The organism is Pseudorhodoferax soli (genome assembly GCF_003337555.1).
GTDB classification, from domain to species: Bacteria; Pseudomonadota; Gammaproteobacteria; order Burkholderiales; family Burkholderiaceae_C; genus Pseudorhodoferax; species Pseudorhodoferax soli.
The window spans coordinates 1,091,473-1,108,020 of record NZ_QPJK01000001.1 but is presented as its reverse complement, the minus strand read 5'-3'; the positions used below and the strand labels follow the sequence as shown (position 1 = coordinate 1,108,020).

Genomic DNA, 16,548 nt, shown 5'->3' with positions numbered 1-16,548 from the left:
GGAGACAAGCATGCAGATGAACAGACGACAGATCGCCCTGGCCGCCGCGGCCCTGCTGGCCGGCACCGCGCCGGGCCTGGCCCTGGCCCAGAAGAAATACGACCCCGGCGCCAGCGATACCGAAATCGTGCTGGGCATGCCGATGCCGCTGTCGGGCCCGGTCTCGGGCTACGCCATCGTCGGCAAGGTGGCCGAGGCTTACTTCAAGCAGGTCAACGAGCAGGGCGGCATCAACGGGCGCAAGGTCAAGCTGCTGATCTACGACGACCAGTACTCGCCGCCCAAGACGGTGGAGGTGGCGCGCCGGCTGGTGGAGCAGGACGAGATCCTCGCCATGTTCGGCAACCTGGGCACGGCGCCCAACCTGGCGATCCAGCGCTACATGAACGCCAAGAAGGTGCCGCAGCTGTTCGTGCAGAGCGGTGCCAGCCAGTTCAACGATGGCGAGAAATTCCCGTGGACCTCGCCGTTCCTGGGCAGCTACCAGGGCGAGGGGCGTGTGTTCGCCGCCCACATCCTGGCCAACAAGCCCGGTGCCAAGGTCGGCATCCTGATGCAGAACGACGACCTGGGCCGCGAGATCTACAAGGGCCTGCAGCAGGGCCTGGCCGGCAAGAGCGCCAAGATCGTGGCGCAGGCCAGCTTCGAGGTCACCGACCCGACGGTCGATTCGCAGGTCGTGCAGCTCAAGACCGCGGGCGCCGACGTGCTGGTGCTGGCCGCCACGGCGCGCACGGTGGCACAGGCGCTGCGCAAGGCCTCCGAACTCGGCTGGGAGCCCGACCGCTACGTCAACCTTGCGGGCTCGTCCGTCAAGATGGCGTTCGAACCTGCCGGGCCCGAGCGGGCCAAGGGCGCCATCACGCTGTCGGCGTGGAAAGAGCCCGCTGCCAAGCGCTGGGCCGCCGACCCCGAGATGCAGGCCTACCTGGCCCTGATCAAGAACTACGCGCCCGGCGTGGACCCGAACAACTCCTCGGGCGTCTCGGGCTATGTGGTGGGCCAGCTCATGGCCCACATCCTGCGCGAGTGCGGCGACGAGCTCACGCGCGACAACGTGCGGCGCATCGCCAGCAGCCTCAAGCAGCCCAAGATCGCGATGCTGCTGCCCGGCGTGAGCATCAGCACCAGCACGCAGGACCTGCACGTGTTCGCCGCGCTGCAGCCTGTGCGCTACAACGGGGTCGACCTCGACCCCATCGGTTCCGTCCTCAGCTTGAAGTGAGCCAAACCATGACCATCGAAAACCCCTTGCTCGAAGAGCGCCACGGCGACGTGCTCGTCATCAGCCTGAACATTCCCGAGCGCCTGAACCCGATCGCGCGCGAGCTGCAGCACGCACTGCGCGCGCGCCTGGCTGCGCTGCGCGAAGACCGCAGCGTGGCCGCGCTGGTGCTGACCGGCTCGGGCCGCGCCTTCTGCGTGGGTGCCGACCTGTCCAGCAACATGGCCGGCAACGGCACCTCCGTCGGCCAGGCCAGCTACGAGACCATGGAGTCGCTGTCCAACCGCATCATCGAGGACCTGCGCACGCTGCCCATGCCCGTGGTCAGCGCCGTCAACGGCCCGGCGGCCGGTGCCGGCGTGGGCATCGCGCTGGCGGCCGACGTGGTGATGGCCGCGCGCTCGGCCTACTTCTACCTGCCCTTCATGCCCAAGCTGGGCATCGTGCCCGACCTGGGCACGACCTGGTTCCTCGAGCGCTTCGTCGGCCGTGCGCGCGCGGTCGGCATGACCATGCTGAACGAGAAGCTGTCGGCCGAGCAGGCCGCGCAGTGGGGGCTGATCTGGTCCGTCGTGGACGACGCCGACCTGCGCACCCAGGCGCTGGCGCTGGCCGAACGCCTCGCCAAGCTGCCGGCGCATGCGGCGCGGGAGGTGCGGGCGGCCTACGACTCGGCGGGCCGCGTGTCGCTCGTGGAGCAGATGCGCTATGAGGCCGAGCGCCAGCGCGAGCTGCTCGATGCACCATCCTTTGCCGAAGGCGTGAAGGCGTTTCGCGAGAAAAGAGATCCAATCTTTCCAAGAAATTGATCAGTTTCCGGACATGTAATCCGGATGGGCGAGAATGCGCAGCGTCATGCTCAAGCGCGTTCCCGTCGCCGATCTGACCCTGGGGATGTTTCTGCATCGTTTCGACGGTGCGTGGATGGACCATCCGTTCTGGCGTCAGAACTTCCTGCTCGAATCTCCCGAGGAGTTGGGGCGCATCCGCGCTTCCGGGGTGCAGGCCGCCTGGGTCGACATCGCGCGCAGCGTGCTGCCTGAGCTTGCGGCCGGGCCCCAGCCGCCGGAGCCCGAGCCGGAGCCCGAACCAGAGCCCGAGCCCGAGCCCGAGCCCGAGCCCGAGCCAGCCACGCTGGCGCCGCCGCGGCGCGCGCCGATCGGCATGGAAGAAGAGCTGCGCACCGCCGTCAAGCTCTGCGGCCAGGCGCGCGAGTGCATCACCACCGTGTTCGAGGAGGCGCGCATGGGCCGCCTGACCGATTCGTCGGCCGCGCGCGGGCTGGTGGAAGACGTCTGCGATTCGGTCCTGCGCAACCCCGGTGCCCTGATCAGCCTGGCGCGCCTGAAGACGGCCGACAGCTACACCTACATGCATTCGGTCGCCGTCTGCGCGCTGATGGTGTCGCTGGCCACCCAACTGGGCCTGGGCGTGAACGAGACCCGCGACGCCGGCCTGGCAGGGCTGCTGCACGACATCGGCAAGGCTAAGGTGCCGCTGTCCATCCTCAACAAGCCCGGCAAGCTGACCGATGCAGAGTTCGACATCGTGCGTGGCCATTCCGTCCACGGCCACGCGATGCTGCTGGCCTGCGGGGACGTGGGCGAGGAGGTGCTCGACGCCTGCCTGCACCACCACGAGAAGATGGACGGGACCGGCTACCCGCACCGGCTGAAGGACGGGCGCATCAGCCGCATCGCCCGGATGGCGGCGATCTGCGACGTCTACGACGCCGTCACCTCCGACCGCCCGTACAAGAAGGCCTGGGACCCGGCCGAGGCGGTGCGCCGCATGGCCGAGTGGAGCGGCGGGCATTTCGACAAATCGCTGTTCCAGGCCTTCGTCAAGAGCGTCGGCATCTACCCCGTGGGCTCGCTCGTGAAGCTCAGTTCGGGCCGGCTCGCGGTGGTGGTGGAGCAGTCGCCCGCGCTGACCACGCCCAAGGTCAAGATCTTCTTCTCCACCAAGGCACAGCTGCGCCTCGTGCCCGAGGTGCTGGACCTGTCGCGCACCGTGAACGAGAAGATCGTCGCGCGCGAAGATCCCCGGCAATGGCATTTCACCGACCTCGACGAACTGTGGGCGGGCTTTCCCGTGCAGCCATGGTGAGCACGGCCCGTCCTGCGTTGCGCACCGTGGCGCTGTTCGAAGCCGCCAAGGGCCTGCTGGCCATCGTTGGCGCATCCGGCCTGCTGGCTTTCGCGCACCGCGACCTGCAGGCCATGGCGCTGCGGCTGCTGGAACACCTGCACCTGAACCCGGCCGCACGCTACCCGCACATCTTCGTGCAGGCCGTCGAACACCTGCAGGACCAGCGGCTCGGGCTGCTGGCCCTGGGCGCCGCGGCCTATGCGCTGCTGCGCCTGGCCGAGGCCTACGGCCTGTGGCAGGGCCGGGCCTGGGCCGAGTGGCTGGCGGCGGCCAGCGGCGCCGTCTACCTGCCGCTCGAAGTGGCGGAACTGCTGCACCGGCCGGGTTGGCTCAGCGCCTCGCTGCTGCTGCTCAACGCCGGCATCGTGGTGCTGATGCTGCGCGCGCTGCGCCAGCGCGGCGCGCGGCCCCGCTGGCGCTCCTGAACCGACGGGACACCCGGGCGGCCGCCGCCGCGTCGCCGGGCGGCATACTTGCCGCGATGCAAGCCCTGTCCGTTCCCATCGAAACCCTGCAGCGCCGCTTCGTTGCGCACACGCCCCAGATGGCCGACATCGGCCTGCAGATCACGTCCGCCAGCGTCGGCCGGGCCGCCATGCGCCTGCCGGACCGGCCGGACTGGCTCGGCGATCCGGCGCGCGGCCTGCTGCATCCCGGCCCGCTGATCGTGCTGGCCGACTCGTGCTGCGGACTGGCCGTGGGCACGTCGCTGAGCGAACGCCAGCCCATCGCCACGCTGGACCTGCGCATGGACTACCTGCGCCGCGCCGGCCCGGGCCAGGACCTGCACTGCGAGACGCACTGCTACCGGATGACGCCCAACGTGGCCTTCGTGCGTGGCGCGGTCTGGCAGGCCGACCCGGAGCAGCCCGTGGCCAACGTGCAGGCCGCGTTCATGCTGGCCACGCCGGCGCGGCGCCAGGCCATGCCTGCCGGCCCCGCCGCCCCCGCTGCTGCGCCCTGGACGCCGCCCACCGGCGACGCGCCCGTGCTGGCCGGGGTGGAGATCCCCTATGCCGACTACCTGGGCATCCGCCTGGCCGAGGCCGGCGGCGCACCGGTCTACCGGCTGCCGTTCCAGTCCAAGCTGATCGGCAACCCGCAGCTGCCCGCGCTGCACGGCGGCGTGGTGGCCGGCTTCGCGGAGAGCGCCGCCACGCTGCACCTGATCGAGGCCATCGGCGGCGCCAAGTTTCCCAAGTGCATCGACTTCTCGATCGACTACCTGCGCAGCGGCCGGCCCGAGGACACCTATGCCTCGTGCGAGATCGTGCGCCTGGGCGCCCGCGTGGCCCTGGTGCAGGTGCGCTGCTGGCAGAGCAAGGGGCCGGAGCAGCCGATCACCGTGGCGCGGGGCAATTTCCTGCTGACGGAGACCAACCCATGAAAGCCGAGGACAAGGCGCAGCTGCTGCGCACACTGCGAACGCGGTTCGAAGCCCACATGCAGCGGCATGCGGGCCTGGCCTGGGCCGATGTGCAGACACGGCTCGATGCCAACGCGGCCGCGCTCGACGCGCTGCACGCGATGGAAGCCACGGGCGGCGAACCCGATGTCATCGGCCTGGATGCGGAGAGCGGCCGCTACAGCTTCTGCGACTGCGCCGCCGAGAGCCCTGCCGGGCGCCGCAGCCTGTGCTTCGACCGCACCGCACTCGATGCGCGCAAGGAGAACAAGCCGCAGGGCTGCGCCGAGGATGTGGCCGAGGCCATGGGCATCGCCCTGCTGACCGAGGCCCAGTACCGCGCGCTGCAGCAGCTCGGGGAGTTCGACCTCAAGACCTCCAGCTGGATCCAGACGCCCGCCGCGATCCGCGCGCTCGGCGGCGCGCTGTTCTGCGACCGGCGCTACGGCCAGGTCTTCGTCTACCACAACGGCGCGCAGTCGTACTACGCGGCGCGGGGCTTTCGCGGCCTGCTCCAGGTGTAGAGGCGCGCGCGGCGCCTCAGGGCAGGGCCAGGGGCGACAGCGTGGCGCGCAGCCGGTCGGCCTGTGAGACATCGGCCTGCTCGGTCTGCAGGGCCTCTTCGACGTTGCCGATGTGCGCCAGCATGCGCTGGCGCGCCTCGCCCATGTCGCCGCGTTCCATGGCCGCCACGATGGCGGCGTGCTCGGCGCAGGACTGGCCGGCGTCGTGGCGCGACTGGTAGAGCGTGGCGGCCAGCGTGGTGCGCGCCGTCAGGTCGCGCAGCACGTCCGACAGCAGCCGGTGGCCCATCTCCTGCGCCAGGCAGACGTGGAAGTCGGCCAGCAGGAAGGCACGCGTGGCGGCGTCCGCCCCCTCGATGGCCTGCTGTTCCTGGGCGATGTGCTGGCGCAGCGCGCGGATGGTCTGGGCCAGCGGCCGGCCTTCGGTGTTGAGGATGCCGGACTCGACGATGCGCCGCGCCGCGAAGGCGTCGCGCGCCTCCTCGGCCGAGGGCTGCACCACATACCAGCCGCGCTTGGGCTGCACCTCGACGAAGCCGCGCGCCTGCAGCTGCATGAGCGCCTCGCGCACCATGGTGCGGCTCACCCCGAACAGGTCGGCCAGCTGTTGCTCGCCGAGCCGCTCGCCCGGGGCGAGCTTTTGCGCGAGGATGGACTGGACCACGCGCCCGGCGATCACGGTCGGGCTGACTTCGGCCTGCGCCATGTCGTGGGGACTGCGCAGGGCGCGGGGAGCAGGGCGGGTCGGGCGGGCGGCAGGCATCGCGCTAGTGTGCAGCAGCGCGTCCTGGGTAGGCCGGCGCCGTGTCGGGCTGTGCCACCACGTCGTCCTCGACCGGCTCGCCGTTCAGCACCGCATGCGCTCGGGCCCGGTCGATGTCGCCCTCCCAGGCCGCCACGGCCACGGTGGCCACGCAGTTGCCGACCAGGTTGCCCAGTGCGCGTGCGATGCCCATGAACCAGTCCACCGACAGCACCAGCACCAGGCCGATGGCCGGGATCGCCGGGATCGCGTGCAGCGTGGCGGCCAGCACCACGATGGCCGAGCCCGGCACGCCGTGCGCGCCCTTGGAGGTGACCAGCGCCACGGCCAGGATGGCCAGCAGGTCGGTCAGGCTGACCGGCGTGTTGGTGGCCTGGGCGATGAAGACCGCGGCCAGCGTGATGTAGATCGAGAACGCATCGAGGTTGAACGAGTAGCCCGTGGGGATCACCAGGCCCACCGTGGAGTCGCGGATGCCCATGCGGCGCAGCTTGGCCATGATCTGCGGCAACACGCTGTCCGAGGAGGTGGTGGCGAACACCACGGCCAGTTCCTCGCGCAGGTAGCGCAGCAGCTTCCACAGGCTGAAGCCCGAGATGCGCATCACCAGGCCCAGCACGCCGAACACGAAGATGAGCACAGCCACGTAGAAGAGTCCCACCAGCATGCCGAGCTGCTTGAGCGAGCCCACGCCGTACTTGCCGACCGTGAATGCGATGGCACCCAGCACGCCGAGCGGCGCCAGCCTGATCAGGATGCCCATGATCTTGAACAGCACCAGCGACAGCGTGTCGACCAACTGCGCCACCGGCTTGCCCACGTCGCCCAGCAGCGCCAGGGCGCAGCCGAACAGCACCGCGAACAGCAGCACCTGCAGCACGTCGCCGGTGGCGAAGGCGTTGACCACGGTGGTGGGAATGAGCTTCATGAGGAAGTCCACCGTGCCGCCGCTGGTCAGCTTGTCGGCGTTGCTCGCATAGGCGGCCATGGCGGCCGGGTCCAGCGCCTTGGGGTCCACGTTCATGCCCACACCGGGCTCGAACCAGTAACCCAGCACCAGCCCGAGCACCAGGGCCAGCGTGGTCAGCACCTCGAAATAGATCAGCGCCTTGACGCCGACACGCCCCACGCGCTTCAAGTCGCCCGCGCCGGCGATGCCGTGCACCACGACGCAGAACACCAGCACCGGGATGATCATCTTGATCAGCTTGATGAACGCATCGCCCAGCGGCTTGAGCTGGACGGCGAACTCGGGATGGGCCAGGCCGAGCGTGGTGCCGACCACGAGCGCGATCACGACCTGGCCGAAGAGGGAACGGAAAAAGCGCATGGCAGCTCCTGTTGGATGCAAGACAGGGTTAATCTTGCATGCAAGAAATATAGACAAGATGCGCAGGCAAGCGACACCGGGTTATCCATGAGAGCGGGTGCCAGTCCAGGCGGTTGCGGCGCGGCGCGAGAATGCGCCGATGCCCGAGACGCTTGCCGACTACCGCTCCCTGTTTCTGAACGCCGTGCCCATGATGGATGTGCGGGCCCCCGTCGAATTCGCGCAGGGCGCCTTCCCCGGGGTGGTCAACCGCCCGCTGATGGACGATGGCGAGCGCCAGCAGGTCGGCACCTGCTACAAGCAGCAAGGCCAGCAGGCCGCCATCGCGCTGGGCCACACGCTGGTGTCGGGCGCCACCAAGCGCGCGCGCATCGCGGCCTGGGCCGCGTTCGCCCAGGCCCATCCCGACGGGGTGCTGTACTGCTTTCGCGGCGGCCTGCGCTCGCAGATCGTGCAGCAGTGGCTGCAGGGCGAAGCCGGCATCGCCTACCCGCGCGTGGAAGGCGGCTACAAGGCCATGCGCGGTTTCCTGCTGCAGACCACGCAGGAGGCCGCGGCGCAGTGCGCGTTCCATGTGCTGAGCGGCCTGACCGGCACAGGCAAGACCGAGGTGCTGGCGGCGCTGGCCGGCGGCCTCGACCTGGAAGGCCATGCCAACCACCGCGGCTCCAGCTTCGGCGCGCGCGCCACGGCACAGCCGGCACAGATCGACTTCGAGAACCGTCTCGCCGTCGACATCCTGCGCCAGCGGGCCGGCGGGCAGCACCGCTTCGTGGTGGAGGACGAGGGCCGGCATGTGGGCACCTGCTCGGTGCCGCTGGAACTGCGGCTGCGCCTGGAGCAGGTGCCGCTGGTGTGCCTCACCGACAGCTTCGAGGCCCGCGTGGACCGCATCCTGCAGGACTACGTGGTCCAGCAGGCGGCCGATTTCGTGGCCGTGCACGGCGCGGAGCAGGGCGCCGAGCGCTTCGAGGCCCGGCTGCTGGAGAGCCTGGCCAGGCTGGCCAAGCGGCTCGGCGGCGCGCAGTACCAGCTGCTGCAGGGCGTCATGCGGGAGGCCCTGGCCGCGCAGCGCGACACCGGCCGCGTGGACGGCCACCGCGACTGGATCGCGGTGCTGATGCGTGAGTACTACGACCCCATGTACGCCTACCAGCGCCAGAGCCGGGCCGCCCGCGTGGTCTTCGAGGGCGACCGCGCGGCGGTGCTGGATTACCTGCGCGAGCGGCTCGCCGCCCGTTGAGCATCAGGTCTGCCGCACGCCCCGGCGCAGCAGCGCCACCAAGGTGTCGGCCACGGCGTCCAGGTCCACGCCCTCGGGGTCGAGCAGGTACTGCGAGACTGCGCCGCGCAGCGTCAGAACCGACGACCAGCCGCACCGGGCGATGCGTCGGCGGTGCGGACCAGGATTTTCCCGGGCACGCCTCGGCCTTCCAGCGCACGCAGCGCGTGCACGGCCTCGCCAAGCGCGTAGGTGCGGCCGATCAGCGGCCGCAGCACGCCCTGGTTGGCCAAGGCCTCCACGCGCGCGAACACCTGCGCGCGCTGCGCCGGATGGCGGCGCAGGTACTCTCCGGCGCGCACACCGAAGATGGCCAGACCCTTGATCAGGGCCCGGTTGGTGGCCAGCGTCGCGATGCGGCCGCTGGCGAAGCCCAGCACCAGCAGCCGGCCGCCCCAGGCCACTGCCCGCATGGATTCGTCGAAGACATCGCCACCGACCGGATCGACGACGACGTCGGCTCCGCGACCGTCGGTGTGCTGCAGAACGGCGTCCCGAAAGCCGGGCCCGGCGCTCACCGTGTGGATGCCCAGGGCCGCCAGCGCCGCGATCTGCTGCGGATCGGTGGCCGTGGCGACCACGTCAGCCCCCAGATGCTGGCCGAGCCTCGCGCAGGCGTGGCCGACACCGCCCCGGGCCCCGTGCACCAGCAGGCGTTCGGACGGCTGCAGCTTGCCGATCACCTCCAGTGCGACCACGGCCGTCAGGCCGGTGACGTGGTGGCAGGCAGCCTCGTCGAGGTTCAGCCGTTCCGGCCGTTGCCGCAGCGCCGTGGCGGGCAACACGATCTCCTGCGCCAGGGCACCCGTCTTCTCGTTGAAGCAGACCTCGTCGCCTGGCCGCCAACCCGATACCTGCGAACCGCACTCGAGCACCGTGCCGCTGCCCTCCATGCCGGGCACGAACGGCAGTTCCGGCTTGAACTGGTAGCCGCCACGTGTCATCAGCAGATCGGGGAAGTTCAGGCCTGCGCCGTGAATGCGCACCCGCACCTCGGACGGTGCCAGTGCACGGCGCGTCAACGCGCGCAACTGCAGGCCCGACAGGTCGTCGGAGAGCCTGTCGCAAACGAGGGCGAGATAGGTCGACATGGACTGCAGCTTAGTGCCCGGTGGCGCGGCAGTGCTTCGTCCATTGCGACGAAAGCGCAACGCGGAGCCCGGCCCATCGGGGAACAGGCGCTCGGGCTGCTGTGAATCCAACGCAGCCGCTGGATCAGAAAGAAAAACGGCCACTGATCCAGGCCAAAAACCAGGCAACCCCGGCCTGCCGCCTCCGCGACAACCAGCGCGCCCGCGCGCGCCATACTGGTGCATGCCCCCAGCCCCCGCTCCATCCGCCCACCTCCTGCTCCGGGCTCCGGTGCTGCCCACGCTGTGGCGCCTGGCGGTGCCCAACATGGTGGCCATGATGGGCAGTGCGGTGGCCGCGATCGGCGAGACGGCGTACGTGGGCCAGCTGGGGGTGGCCGCGCTGGCCGGCATGGCGCTGGTGTTCCCGCTGCTGATGCTGCAGCAGATGTTTTCCGGCGGCGCGATGGGCGGTGCCGTCGCGTCGCTGGTGTCGCGGGCCCTGGGCGCCGGCGAGACGGCGCGGGCCGAGGCCTTGGTGGTGCATGCCCTGGGCATCGCGGTGGTGGCAGGGCTGGCCACCACGGTGCTGATGCTGGTGCTGTCGGACGCGGTGTTCGGCCTGCTGGGTGGCCGCGACGCGCCGCTGGCGCAGGCTGTGGCTTACGCCCACGTGGCGTTTCTCGGCTCCGTCGGCGTGTGGCTGCTCAACACCATGTCGGCGGTGCTGCGGGCCACCGGCAACATGCTGGTGCCGTCGGCCGTCCTCATCGCCGTGGGCCTGGCGCAGGTCGCGCTGGCCGGCGTGTTCGGCCTGGGCGCCGGCCCGGTCCCGCGGATGGGCATGCAGGGCATCGCGCTGGGCCAGGTGCTGGCCTATGCCGGCGGCACGGTGGTGCTGGGCTGGTACCTGCACAGCGGCAAGGCGCGCATTCGCCTGCGGTTGCGCGGTGCCACCTGGCAGCCGGCGCTGGCGCGCGACCTGCTGCAGCTGGGTGCGAAGGCCTGCGCCTCGCCAGTGCAGACCATCGGCACGATGATGGTCCTCACCTGGCTGGTGGCGCGCAGCGGCCCGCAGGCGCTGGCCGGCTACGGCATCGGCATGCGGCTGGAATTCCTGCTGGTGCCGCTGGCCTTCAGCTTCGGTGCCGCTTCCGTGCCGCTGATCGGCATGGCCATCGGTGCCGGCCAGGTGGCCCGGGCCCGGCGTGTGGGCTGGACGGCCGCGGCGATGGCCGGCCTGCTGCTGGGCGCGGCCGGCCTGGTGCTGGCGGTGGCGCCCGACCTGTGGACCGACCGTTTCACGCACGATCCGGCCGTGCTGGCCGCGGCTGACACCTACTTCCATTGGGCCGGGCCGTTCTACGCGCTGTACGGCGCCGGCCTCAGCCTGTATTCGTCGGCGATCGCGGCCAACCGGGTCGGCGGCCAGGTGCTGGCCGGCACGCTGCGGCTGCTGCTGGTGGGGGCGGGCGGCGCGGCGCTGGTGGCCGCGCAGGCGCCGGTCTGGGCCATCTTCGCGCTGGTGGCGGTGGGCATGGCAGCTTATGGCACCGCGTCGATCCTGCTGGTGCGCTACACGCCTTGGGAGCCGCCGCTGCGGATGGCGCCGGCTTGAGCGTGGGCCGTCAGCCGTGCCGGTGAGGCGGCGACACGCCGAGGGCGCGCCCCTCTCACGCCACCTTGCGGTCGCGCCCCGCCCAGTGCTGCTCACGCAGCTTGTACTTGAGCAGCTTGCCGGCGGGCGACATCGGAATCGCATCGACGAATTCCACGCTGCGCGGGCACTTGTAGCCTGCGATCAGCGTCTTGCAGTGCGCGATCAGGGCCTCGGCATCGAGCGCCTGGCCTGCGCGCAGCACCACCACCGCGTGCACGCGCTCGCCCCACTTCTCATCGGGCACGCCGATCACGGCGCACATCGAGACCTGCGGCAGCTGGGCGATGGCGTTCTCCACTTCCGCCGAATAGACGTTCTCGCCGCCCGTGACCACCATGTCCTTGAGCCGGTCGACCACGTAGACGAAGCCGTCGGCGTCCATCACGCCGCCATCGCCCGTGTGCATCCAGCCATCGCGCAGCACCTCGGCTGTCTGCTCGGGCTTGTTCCAGTAGCCCTGCATGACCATGGGGCCGCGCGCGGCGATCTCGCCCACGGTGCCGTTGGGCACGGCCCGGCCGGTGCGGTCGACGATGCGCACCTCGGCGATCGGCACGGGCCGGCCGGCCGAACGGCGGCGTGCGGCTGGCTGGTCGGGCGCATGGCACCAGGCCGGCAGCGCCGTGATGACGGGCGAGAGTTCGGTCATGCCGTAAAGCTGGCAGAACTGCGCGCGCGGCAACTTGTCGAGCGCCTGCAGCAGCAGCGCATCGTCGATGGGCGCGGCGCCGTAGAGCACCAAACGCAGGCTGCTGGTGTCGAACTCGGCGAAGCGCGGGTGCTCGATGAGCCGCTTGAGCATGGTCGGCACCATGAAGGTCTCGCTGCAGCGCTCGGCCTGCAGCGCCTGCAGCACGGCCAGCTCGTCGAAGGCCGGGATGATCACCTGCTTGGCCAGCCGCATCATGAGCTGCAGCGTGAGGCCGGCGCCGCCGACGTGGAACATCGGCGCCATGTTCAGGCCCACGGCCTCGTCCGGTCGGGCCGCAGCCATGTTGGCTGACAGCTGGCCCGCATAGAGGTTGGTGTGCGACAGCATCACGCCCTTGGGCAGGCCGGTGGTGCCGCCGGTGTACATCACGGCGGCCAGGTCGGCGCCACCGCGGCGCGCGTCGGCGATGGGCGTGGCGGCGGCCATCAGTGCCTCGGCGTCCAGGAAGCCCTCGGGCGCGGGGCCGTCGCCGAAATGCACCAGCGTCTTGAGGCTGCGCGAGAGCTGGCGCTGCTCGGCCGCCACCGCGCTGAAGTGCCCGTCGGCGATCAGGATGCGGGTGTCGCAGTCGTCCAGGGAGTAGGCGACCTCGCGCGGGCTCCAGCGGATGTTGACGGGGTTGATGACGCCGCCGGCCCACCAGGTGGCGTAGAGGTATTCGACGTAGCGGTCGGAGTTGAGGGCGAGCAGGCCCACGCGGTCGCCGGGTGCCAGGCCCAGCGTGCGCAGCACGGCGGCCAACCGCGCGACGCGGTCCGCGAATTGCGCGAAGCTGCTGCGGCGGCTGCCACAGACGAGCACTTCGGCGTGGGGGCGTTCCTGCAGGGCTTTGTGCAGGGACTGGGTCAGTTCCATGGCGCGGTCTCCGTTGTGTCTTCGCGGCCCTGCCGCTGTGGCGCGAAGTATGCGAAGGCGTCAGCGGCCCGGCATCGTCGAAACCGACGTAATCGAGCCGCTTCCCCACCGGTCTGACGCCATGTAATTGATTACATAATCGGCCTCGATTCATCAACCGCCGCGGGAGAAACTGTCTTGGAGAGCAAACCGCGCCGTCCGCGCGTCATGGACGTGGCCAGGGCGGCCGGTGTGTCGGTCGCCACCGTGTCGCGTGCCTTCAACCTGCCGCACACGGTGCGCGACGAGGCCCGCGACCATGTGCTCGATGTGGCCCGCCGGCTGGGCTACACACCGAACCCCGCGGCCAAGGCGCTGCGGTTGCAGCGCAGCGGCATGGTGGGGGCGGTGTTCCCGACCATGGACTACGGCCTGTACGCGCGCATGGTGTCGAGCTTCCAGCGGCGCATGAGCGGCCACGGCTACCTGTCGGTGCTGCTGACGGTGGGCTTCGACAACTCGCGCGTGTTCGAGCCGGTGCGCCAGCTGGTGGACCGGGGGGTCGAGGGCCTGGTGGTGGTCGGCCGCATCGACGATGCCAAGCTGATGTCCTACCTGATCGACAAGCACGTGCCCACCGTGTGCACCTACTCGGCGCTCACGCACACGCCGTTTCCGTCGATCGGCTACGACAACTACGTGGCCACCGAGAAGGTGATGCAGCACCTGCTGGGGCTCGGGCACCGCGCGTTCGCGATGTTCTCGGGGCCGGTGAAGGGCAACGACCGCCAGCAGGCGCGCCAGCGTGCGTTCCGCGATGCGCTGGAGCGCGCCGGCGTTCCCGGCGAGCCGCGCATCTACGAAGACACGCAGGGCTACTCGCTCGACTACGCGATCCGCAGTTTTCGCGCGATGCGCGAGAGCCATCCCGAGGTCACGGCCGTGGTCTGCAACAGCGACGCCTATGGCCTGGCCGTGATGGGCGAGGCGCGTCGCATGGGCCTGCGGGTGCCGCAGGACATCTCGATCACGGGCTTTGACAACGACGACTTCGCGCCGCTGTCCGATCCGCCGCTGACCACCATCAGCACGGCGGCCGACCGCATGGGCGAGCTGGCGGCCGAGGCGCTGTTCGGCGTGCTCGACAGCGGCAAGCCGGTCGAGGACGTGGTGTTGCCCTCCGAACTGGTGGTGCGGGGCTCGACCGGTCCAGTGCGCAGCGCCGCCTGAACCGCGGCGCCGCGCAGGCGCTCACTTCGTCGCGGCGACGATCTTCTCGTACCAGGGCTTGGCCATCGGGAACTCGCCCAGCAGATCGCCGTGCACCGAGCGGCCCACTTCCATGAAGGGCTTGAGGTCGGGCTCGACGATCTTCACGCCGGTCTTCTTCATCGCGGCGAACGCGTCGGCGTAATCCTTCTTGTACTGCGCCGTGGCGAACGCGATGGCCTCGGCCGTGGCTTCCTGCACCACCTTCTGCATCTCGGGCGAGAGCGCGTCGTACTTGGCCTTGGACATCACGATGACGGCCGGCATGTACATGATCTTGAGGTTGGCGTAGGTCTTGGAAACCTCGATGAAGCGGTCCTGCAGGAACACGTCGGGCGAGTTCTCGGCCGCATCCACCGCGCCGTTCTGCAGCGCTGTGTACAGCTCGGTGTAGGCCATCGGCGTGGGCTGCGCGCCCAGCGCCTGGTAGGCCTTGACGTAGCCGGGGCCCTGGATCACGCGGATCTTCAGGCCCTTCATGTCGGCCACGGTGTTGACCACCTTGCCGTTGGTAAAGATGTTGCGCTCCAGCGCCGAGATGAAGCCCAGGCCGACGAGGTTGTACTTGGGCAGCAAGTCCAGCATGCCGCGGCCGATGGGGCCCTGCAGCACGCCGTTGATCTGGTCCACGCTGCTGAACAGGTAGGGGAACGAGAACACCGCGAACTCCTTGGCGAAGCCCTCCAGCGGGGCTTCGCCCGTGACCACCACGTCGAGCGTGCCGGTGCGTGCGGACTGCAGCATCTTGACCTCGCCTCCGAGCTGGCCGCCCGGGAACACGGTGGCCTTGATCGCGCCCTTGGACTTCTGGTTCACCACCTCGGAGAACTTGGCGGCGGCGGCGTGGTAGTGGCTGGCGGTGGCCAGCACGTGGCCGACCGACATCTCGGCGGTCTGCGCGGTGGCCAAGCCAGAGAGGCCGGTCAGGCCGAACGCGCAGGCCAGCGTGCCTACGAGGCGTGCAAAACGGAAGGTCATGGATCGTTCCTTGTGAAGGGGGAGGGAGGGGCGGATGGAAGAGTGGGCGCCGGGGCTCAGAGCAGGCCCAGCGAGAGCGCCGGCACGAAGCTGATGACCAGCGCGTCCAGCGTCAGCACGGTGAGGAAGACCAGCAAGGGCCGCGTCATCGCGTCCATGGAGACGCCGGAGATCTGACTGGCGATGGTCAGGTTGACGGCCACCGGCGGCGTGACCATGCCGGTGGCCACGTTGATGATCATGACGATGCCGAAGTGCACCGGGTCGATGCCGTAGGTCTGCGCGATCGGCGCCAGGATGGGGCCCAGGATCAGGATGGTGGCCAGCGCCTCCATGAAGGTGCCGATGACGAACAGCGTCACGTTCACGAGCAGCAGGAACACGATGGGGCCGCTGGCGATGTGGCCGATCAGCTCGCCCAGGTAGTGCGGCACACGGTTCACGGTCAGCGCGTAGCCGAACAGCGCGGCGAAGCCTACGATCAGCATGACCATGCCGGTCATGACGGCCGATTCGTTGAAGATGGCGACCAGGTCCTTGGGCCGGATCTCCTTGTAGACGAACGCGCCGATCACCAGACCGTAGACCACCGCGACCACCGAGGCCTCGGTCGCGGTGAAGACGCCCGAGTAGATGCCGCCCAGGATGATGACGGGCATCAGCAGCGCCAGCGCCGCCTCGCCGCCGGCCTTGCCCAAGCCGTGCAGCCATTCGCGCGGCGACACGCGCTTGACCTCGTCGAAGTTTTTGAGCTTGGCCATCGCGCAGACGGCCAGCATCAGCGTGAGGCCGACGAAGATGCCCGGCAGGATGCCGGCGATGAACAGGCTGCCGATCGACACGTTGGCCACCAGGCCGTAGATGACCATGGGCAGCGAGGGCGGGATGATGGCGCCGAGTTCGCCGCCCACCGCGACCAGCGCGGCGGCGAAGGGCTTGGGATAGCCCTTGTCTTCCATCGCCGGGATCATGGTGCCGCCCACTGCTGCGGTGGTGGCCGACGAGGAGCCCGACATGGTCGAGAAGAACATGCAGGTCAGCACCGAGGCCGCGCCCACGCCACCACGGATCCAGCCGACCAGCGCGATGGCCAGCGCGATGAGCCGGCGCGAGATGCCGCCGGACTTCATGAGGTTGCCGGCCAGCACGTAGAACGGCACGGCCAGCAGCGCGAACGAATCCAGCGCCTCGAACACGTTCTGCGGCACCGTGATCAGGTCCATCTTGACGTTGTGCAGCGCGAGGATGGCGCAGATGCCCATCACCGCGAAGATCGGGATCGACAGTGCGAGCGTGATCGCCATGGAGCCGAATATCAGCATGGGGTTCTCCTGGAAAGCATGGG

The 16,548-nt window shown here is 69.8% G+C and carries 15 protein-coding genes; 9 read left to right on the top strand and 6 right to left on the bottom strand.

Annotated elements, in window-relative coordinates:
* Nucleotides 1-10 precede the first annotated feature (10 nt).
* From DES41_RS05095 to DES41_RS05070, 6 genes are read left to right on the top strand one after another with little or no spacing between them, the layout of a single operon-like run.
* Nucleotides 11-1,225 carry an ABC transporter substrate-binding protein gene (locus tag DES41_RS05095; protein ID WP_211332895.1) on the top strand — a complete coding sequence of 405 codons (1,215 nt, stop codon included), beginning with the start codon at nt 11-13 and terminating at the stop codon, nt 1,223-1,225.
* Nucleotides 1,226-1,233: 8 nt separating this feature from the next.
* The gene (locus DES41_RS05090; protein WP_114466489.1) at nt 1,234-2,034 is read left to right on the top strand and encodes an enoyl-CoA hydratase-related protein; all 801 of its coding nucleotides are present in this window, start codon (nt 1,234-1,236) and stop codon (nt 2,032-2,034) included.
* A gap of 46 nt (nt 2,035-2,080) precedes the next feature.
* Entirely contained in the window at nt 2,081-3,334 is a 1,254-nt protein-coding gene (locus DES41_RS05085) for a cyclic di-GMP phosphodiesterase (protein WP_114466840.1), read from the top strand.
* Nucleotides 3,328-3,801 (top strand): DUF2127 domain-containing protein, encoded by a 474-nt coding sequence (locus tag DES41_RS05080; RefSeq protein ID WP_114466487.1) that lies wholly within the window; start codon nt 3,328-3,330, stop codon nt 3,799-3,801. Before DES41_RS05085 ends, DES41_RS05080 begins: the two co-directional genes overlap by 7 nt.
* A gap of 56 nt (nt 3,802-3,857) precedes the next feature.
* Nucleotides 3,858-4,763 (top strand): PaaI family thioesterase, encoded by a 906-nt coding sequence (locus tag DES41_RS05075; RefSeq protein ID WP_114466486.1) that lies wholly within the window; start codon nt 3,858-3,860, stop codon nt 4,761-4,763.
* Nucleotides 4,760-5,305 carry a DUF4256 domain-containing protein gene (locus DES41_RS05070; protein ID WP_114466485.1) on the top strand — a complete coding sequence of 182 codons (546 nt, stop codon included), beginning with the start codon at nt 4,760-4,762 and terminating at the stop codon, nt 5,303-5,305. The genes DES41_RS05075 and DES41_RS05070 overlap by 4 nt, the downstream gene beginning before the upstream one ends.
* A gap of 16 nt (nt 5,306-5,321) precedes the next feature.
* Here DES41_RS05070 and DES41_RS05065 read toward each other — a convergent pair whose 3' ends face one another.
* Complete coding sequence (locus DES41_RS05065) at nt 5,322-6,011, bottom strand: GntR family transcriptional regulator (RefSeq protein WP_114466484.1); 690 nt, start codon at nt 6,009-6,011, stop codon at nt 5,322-5,324.
* A 61-nt stretch (nt 6,012-6,072) separates the two neighbouring features.
* Entirely contained in the window at nt 6,073-7,398 is a 1,326-nt protein-coding gene (locus DES41_RS05060) for a C4-dicarboxylate transporter DctA (RefSeq protein ID WP_114466482.1), read from the bottom strand.
* Nucleotides 7,399-7,537: 139 nt separating this feature from the next.
* On the opposite strand from DES41_RS05060, the gene mnmH reads away from it, so the two are divergent.
* Entirely contained in the window at nt 7,538-8,641 is a 1,104-nt protein-coding gene (gene mnmH, locus DES41_RS05055) for a tRNA 2-selenouridine(34) synthase MnmH (RefSeq protein WP_114466839.1), read from the top strand.
* A gap of 113 nt (nt 8,642-8,754) precedes the next feature.
* On the opposite strand, the gene DES41_RS37685 is transcribed toward mnmH, so the two are convergent.
* Nucleotides 8,755-9,771 (bottom strand): NADPH:quinone oxidoreductase family protein, encoded by a 1,017-nt coding sequence (locus DES41_RS37685; RefSeq protein ID WP_170168094.1) that lies wholly within the window; start codon nt 9,769-9,771, stop codon nt 8,755-8,757.
* A gap of 223 nt (nt 9,772-9,994) precedes the next feature.
* On the opposite strand from DES41_RS37685, the gene DES41_RS05045 reads away from it, so the two are divergent.
* On the top strand, nt 9,995-11,368 hold the full coding sequence (locus DES41_RS05045) for an MATE family efflux transporter (protein WP_114466480.1): 1,374 nt from the start codon (nt 9,995-9,997) through the stop codon (nt 11,366-11,368).
* Nucleotides 11,369-11,423: 55 nt separating this feature from the next.
* Here DES41_RS05045 and DES41_RS05040 read toward each other — a convergent pair whose 3' ends face one another.
* Entirely contained in the window at nt 11,424-12,977 is a 1,554-nt protein-coding gene (locus DES41_RS05040; RefSeq protein WP_114466479.1) for a long-chain-fatty-acid--CoA ligase, read from the bottom strand.
* Between the two features lie 177 nt (nt 12,978-13,154).
* Between DES41_RS05040 and DES41_RS05035 the strand changes: the two genes are divergently transcribed.
* Nucleotides 13,155-14,186, top strand: coding sequence for a LacI family DNA-binding transcriptional regulator (locus DES41_RS05035; protein WP_147282795.1), 1,032 nt, complete (start codon nt 13,155-13,157; stop codon nt 14,184-14,186).
* A gap of 21 nt (nt 14,187-14,207) precedes the next feature.
* On the opposite strand, the gene DES41_RS05030 is transcribed toward DES41_RS05035, so the two are convergent.
* Together DES41_RS05030 and DES41_RS05025 are read right to left on the bottom strand one after the other, a co-directional pair.
* Nucleotides 14,208-15,203 carry a TRAP transporter substrate-binding protein gene (locus tag DES41_RS05030; RefSeq protein ID WP_114466475.1) on the bottom strand — a complete coding sequence of 332 codons (996 nt, stop codon included), beginning with the start codon at nt 15,201-15,203 and terminating at the stop codon, nt 14,208-14,210.
* A 56-nt stretch (nt 15,204-15,259) separates the two neighbouring features.
* Nucleotides 15,260-16,525, bottom strand: a complete 1,266-nt coding sequence (locus tag DES41_RS05025) for a TRAP transporter large permease (protein WP_114466473.1) — start codon at nt 16,523-16,525, stop codon at nt 15,260-15,262.
* Nucleotides 16,526-16,548 lie beyond the last annotated feature (23 nt).

Bases quoted from the DNA above. Each gene is read 5' to 3' on its own strand.
- DES41_RS05095 (WP_211332895.1), top strand. From the start codon at position 11: ATGCAGATGAACAGACGACAGATCGCCCTGGCCGCCGCGGCCCTGCTG.
- DES41_RS05090 (WP_114466489.1), top strand. From the start codon at position 1,234: ATGACCATCGAAAACCCCTTGCTCGAAGAGCGCCACGGCGACGTGCTC.
- DES41_RS05085 (WP_114466840.1), top strand. From the start codon at position 2,081: ATGCTCAAGCGCGTTCCCGTCGCCGATCTGACCCTGGGGATGTTTCTG.
- DES41_RS05080 (WP_114466487.1), top strand. From the start codon at position 3,328: ATGGTGAGCACGGCCCGTCCTGCGTTGCGCACCGTGGCGCTGTTCGAA.
- DES41_RS05075 (WP_114466486.1), top strand. From the start codon at position 3,858: ATGCAAGCCCTGTCCGTTCCCATCGAAACCCTGCAGCGCCGCTTCGTT.
- DES41_RS05070 (WP_114466485.1), top strand. From the start codon at position 4,760: ATGAAAGCCGAGGACAAGGCGCAGCTGCTGCGCACACTGCGAACGCGG.
- DES41_RS05065 (WP_114466484.1), bottom strand. From the start codon at position 6,011: ATGGCGCAGGCCGAAGTCAGCCCGACCGTGATCGCCGGGCGCGTGGTC.
- DES41_RS05060 (WP_114466482.1), bottom strand. From the start codon at position 7,398: ATGCGCTTTTTCCGTTCCCTCTTCGGCCAGGTCGTGATCGCGCTCGTG.
- mnmH (WP_114466839.1), top strand. From the start codon at position 7,538: ATGCCCGAGACGCTTGCCGACTACCGCTCCCTGTTTCTGAACGCCGTG.
- DES41_RS37685 (WP_170168094.1), bottom strand. From the start codon at position 9,771: ATGTCGACCTATCTCGCCCTCGTTTGCGACAGGCTCTCCGACGACCTG.
- DES41_RS05045 (WP_114466480.1), top strand. From the start codon at position 9,995: ATGCCCCCAGCCCCCGCTCCATCCGCCCACCTCCTGCTCCGGGCTCCG.
- DES41_RS05040 (WP_114466479.1), bottom strand. From the start codon at position 12,977: ATGGAACTGACCCAGTCCCTGCACAAAGCCCTGCAGGAACGCCCCCAC.
- DES41_RS05030 (WP_114466475.1), bottom strand. From the start codon at position 15,203: ATGACCTTCCGTTTTGCACGCCTCGTAGGCACGCTGGCCTGCGCGTTC.
- DES41_RS05025 (WP_114466473.1), bottom strand. From the start codon at position 16,525: ATGCTGATATTCGGCTCCATGGCGATCACGCTCGCACTGTCGATCCCG.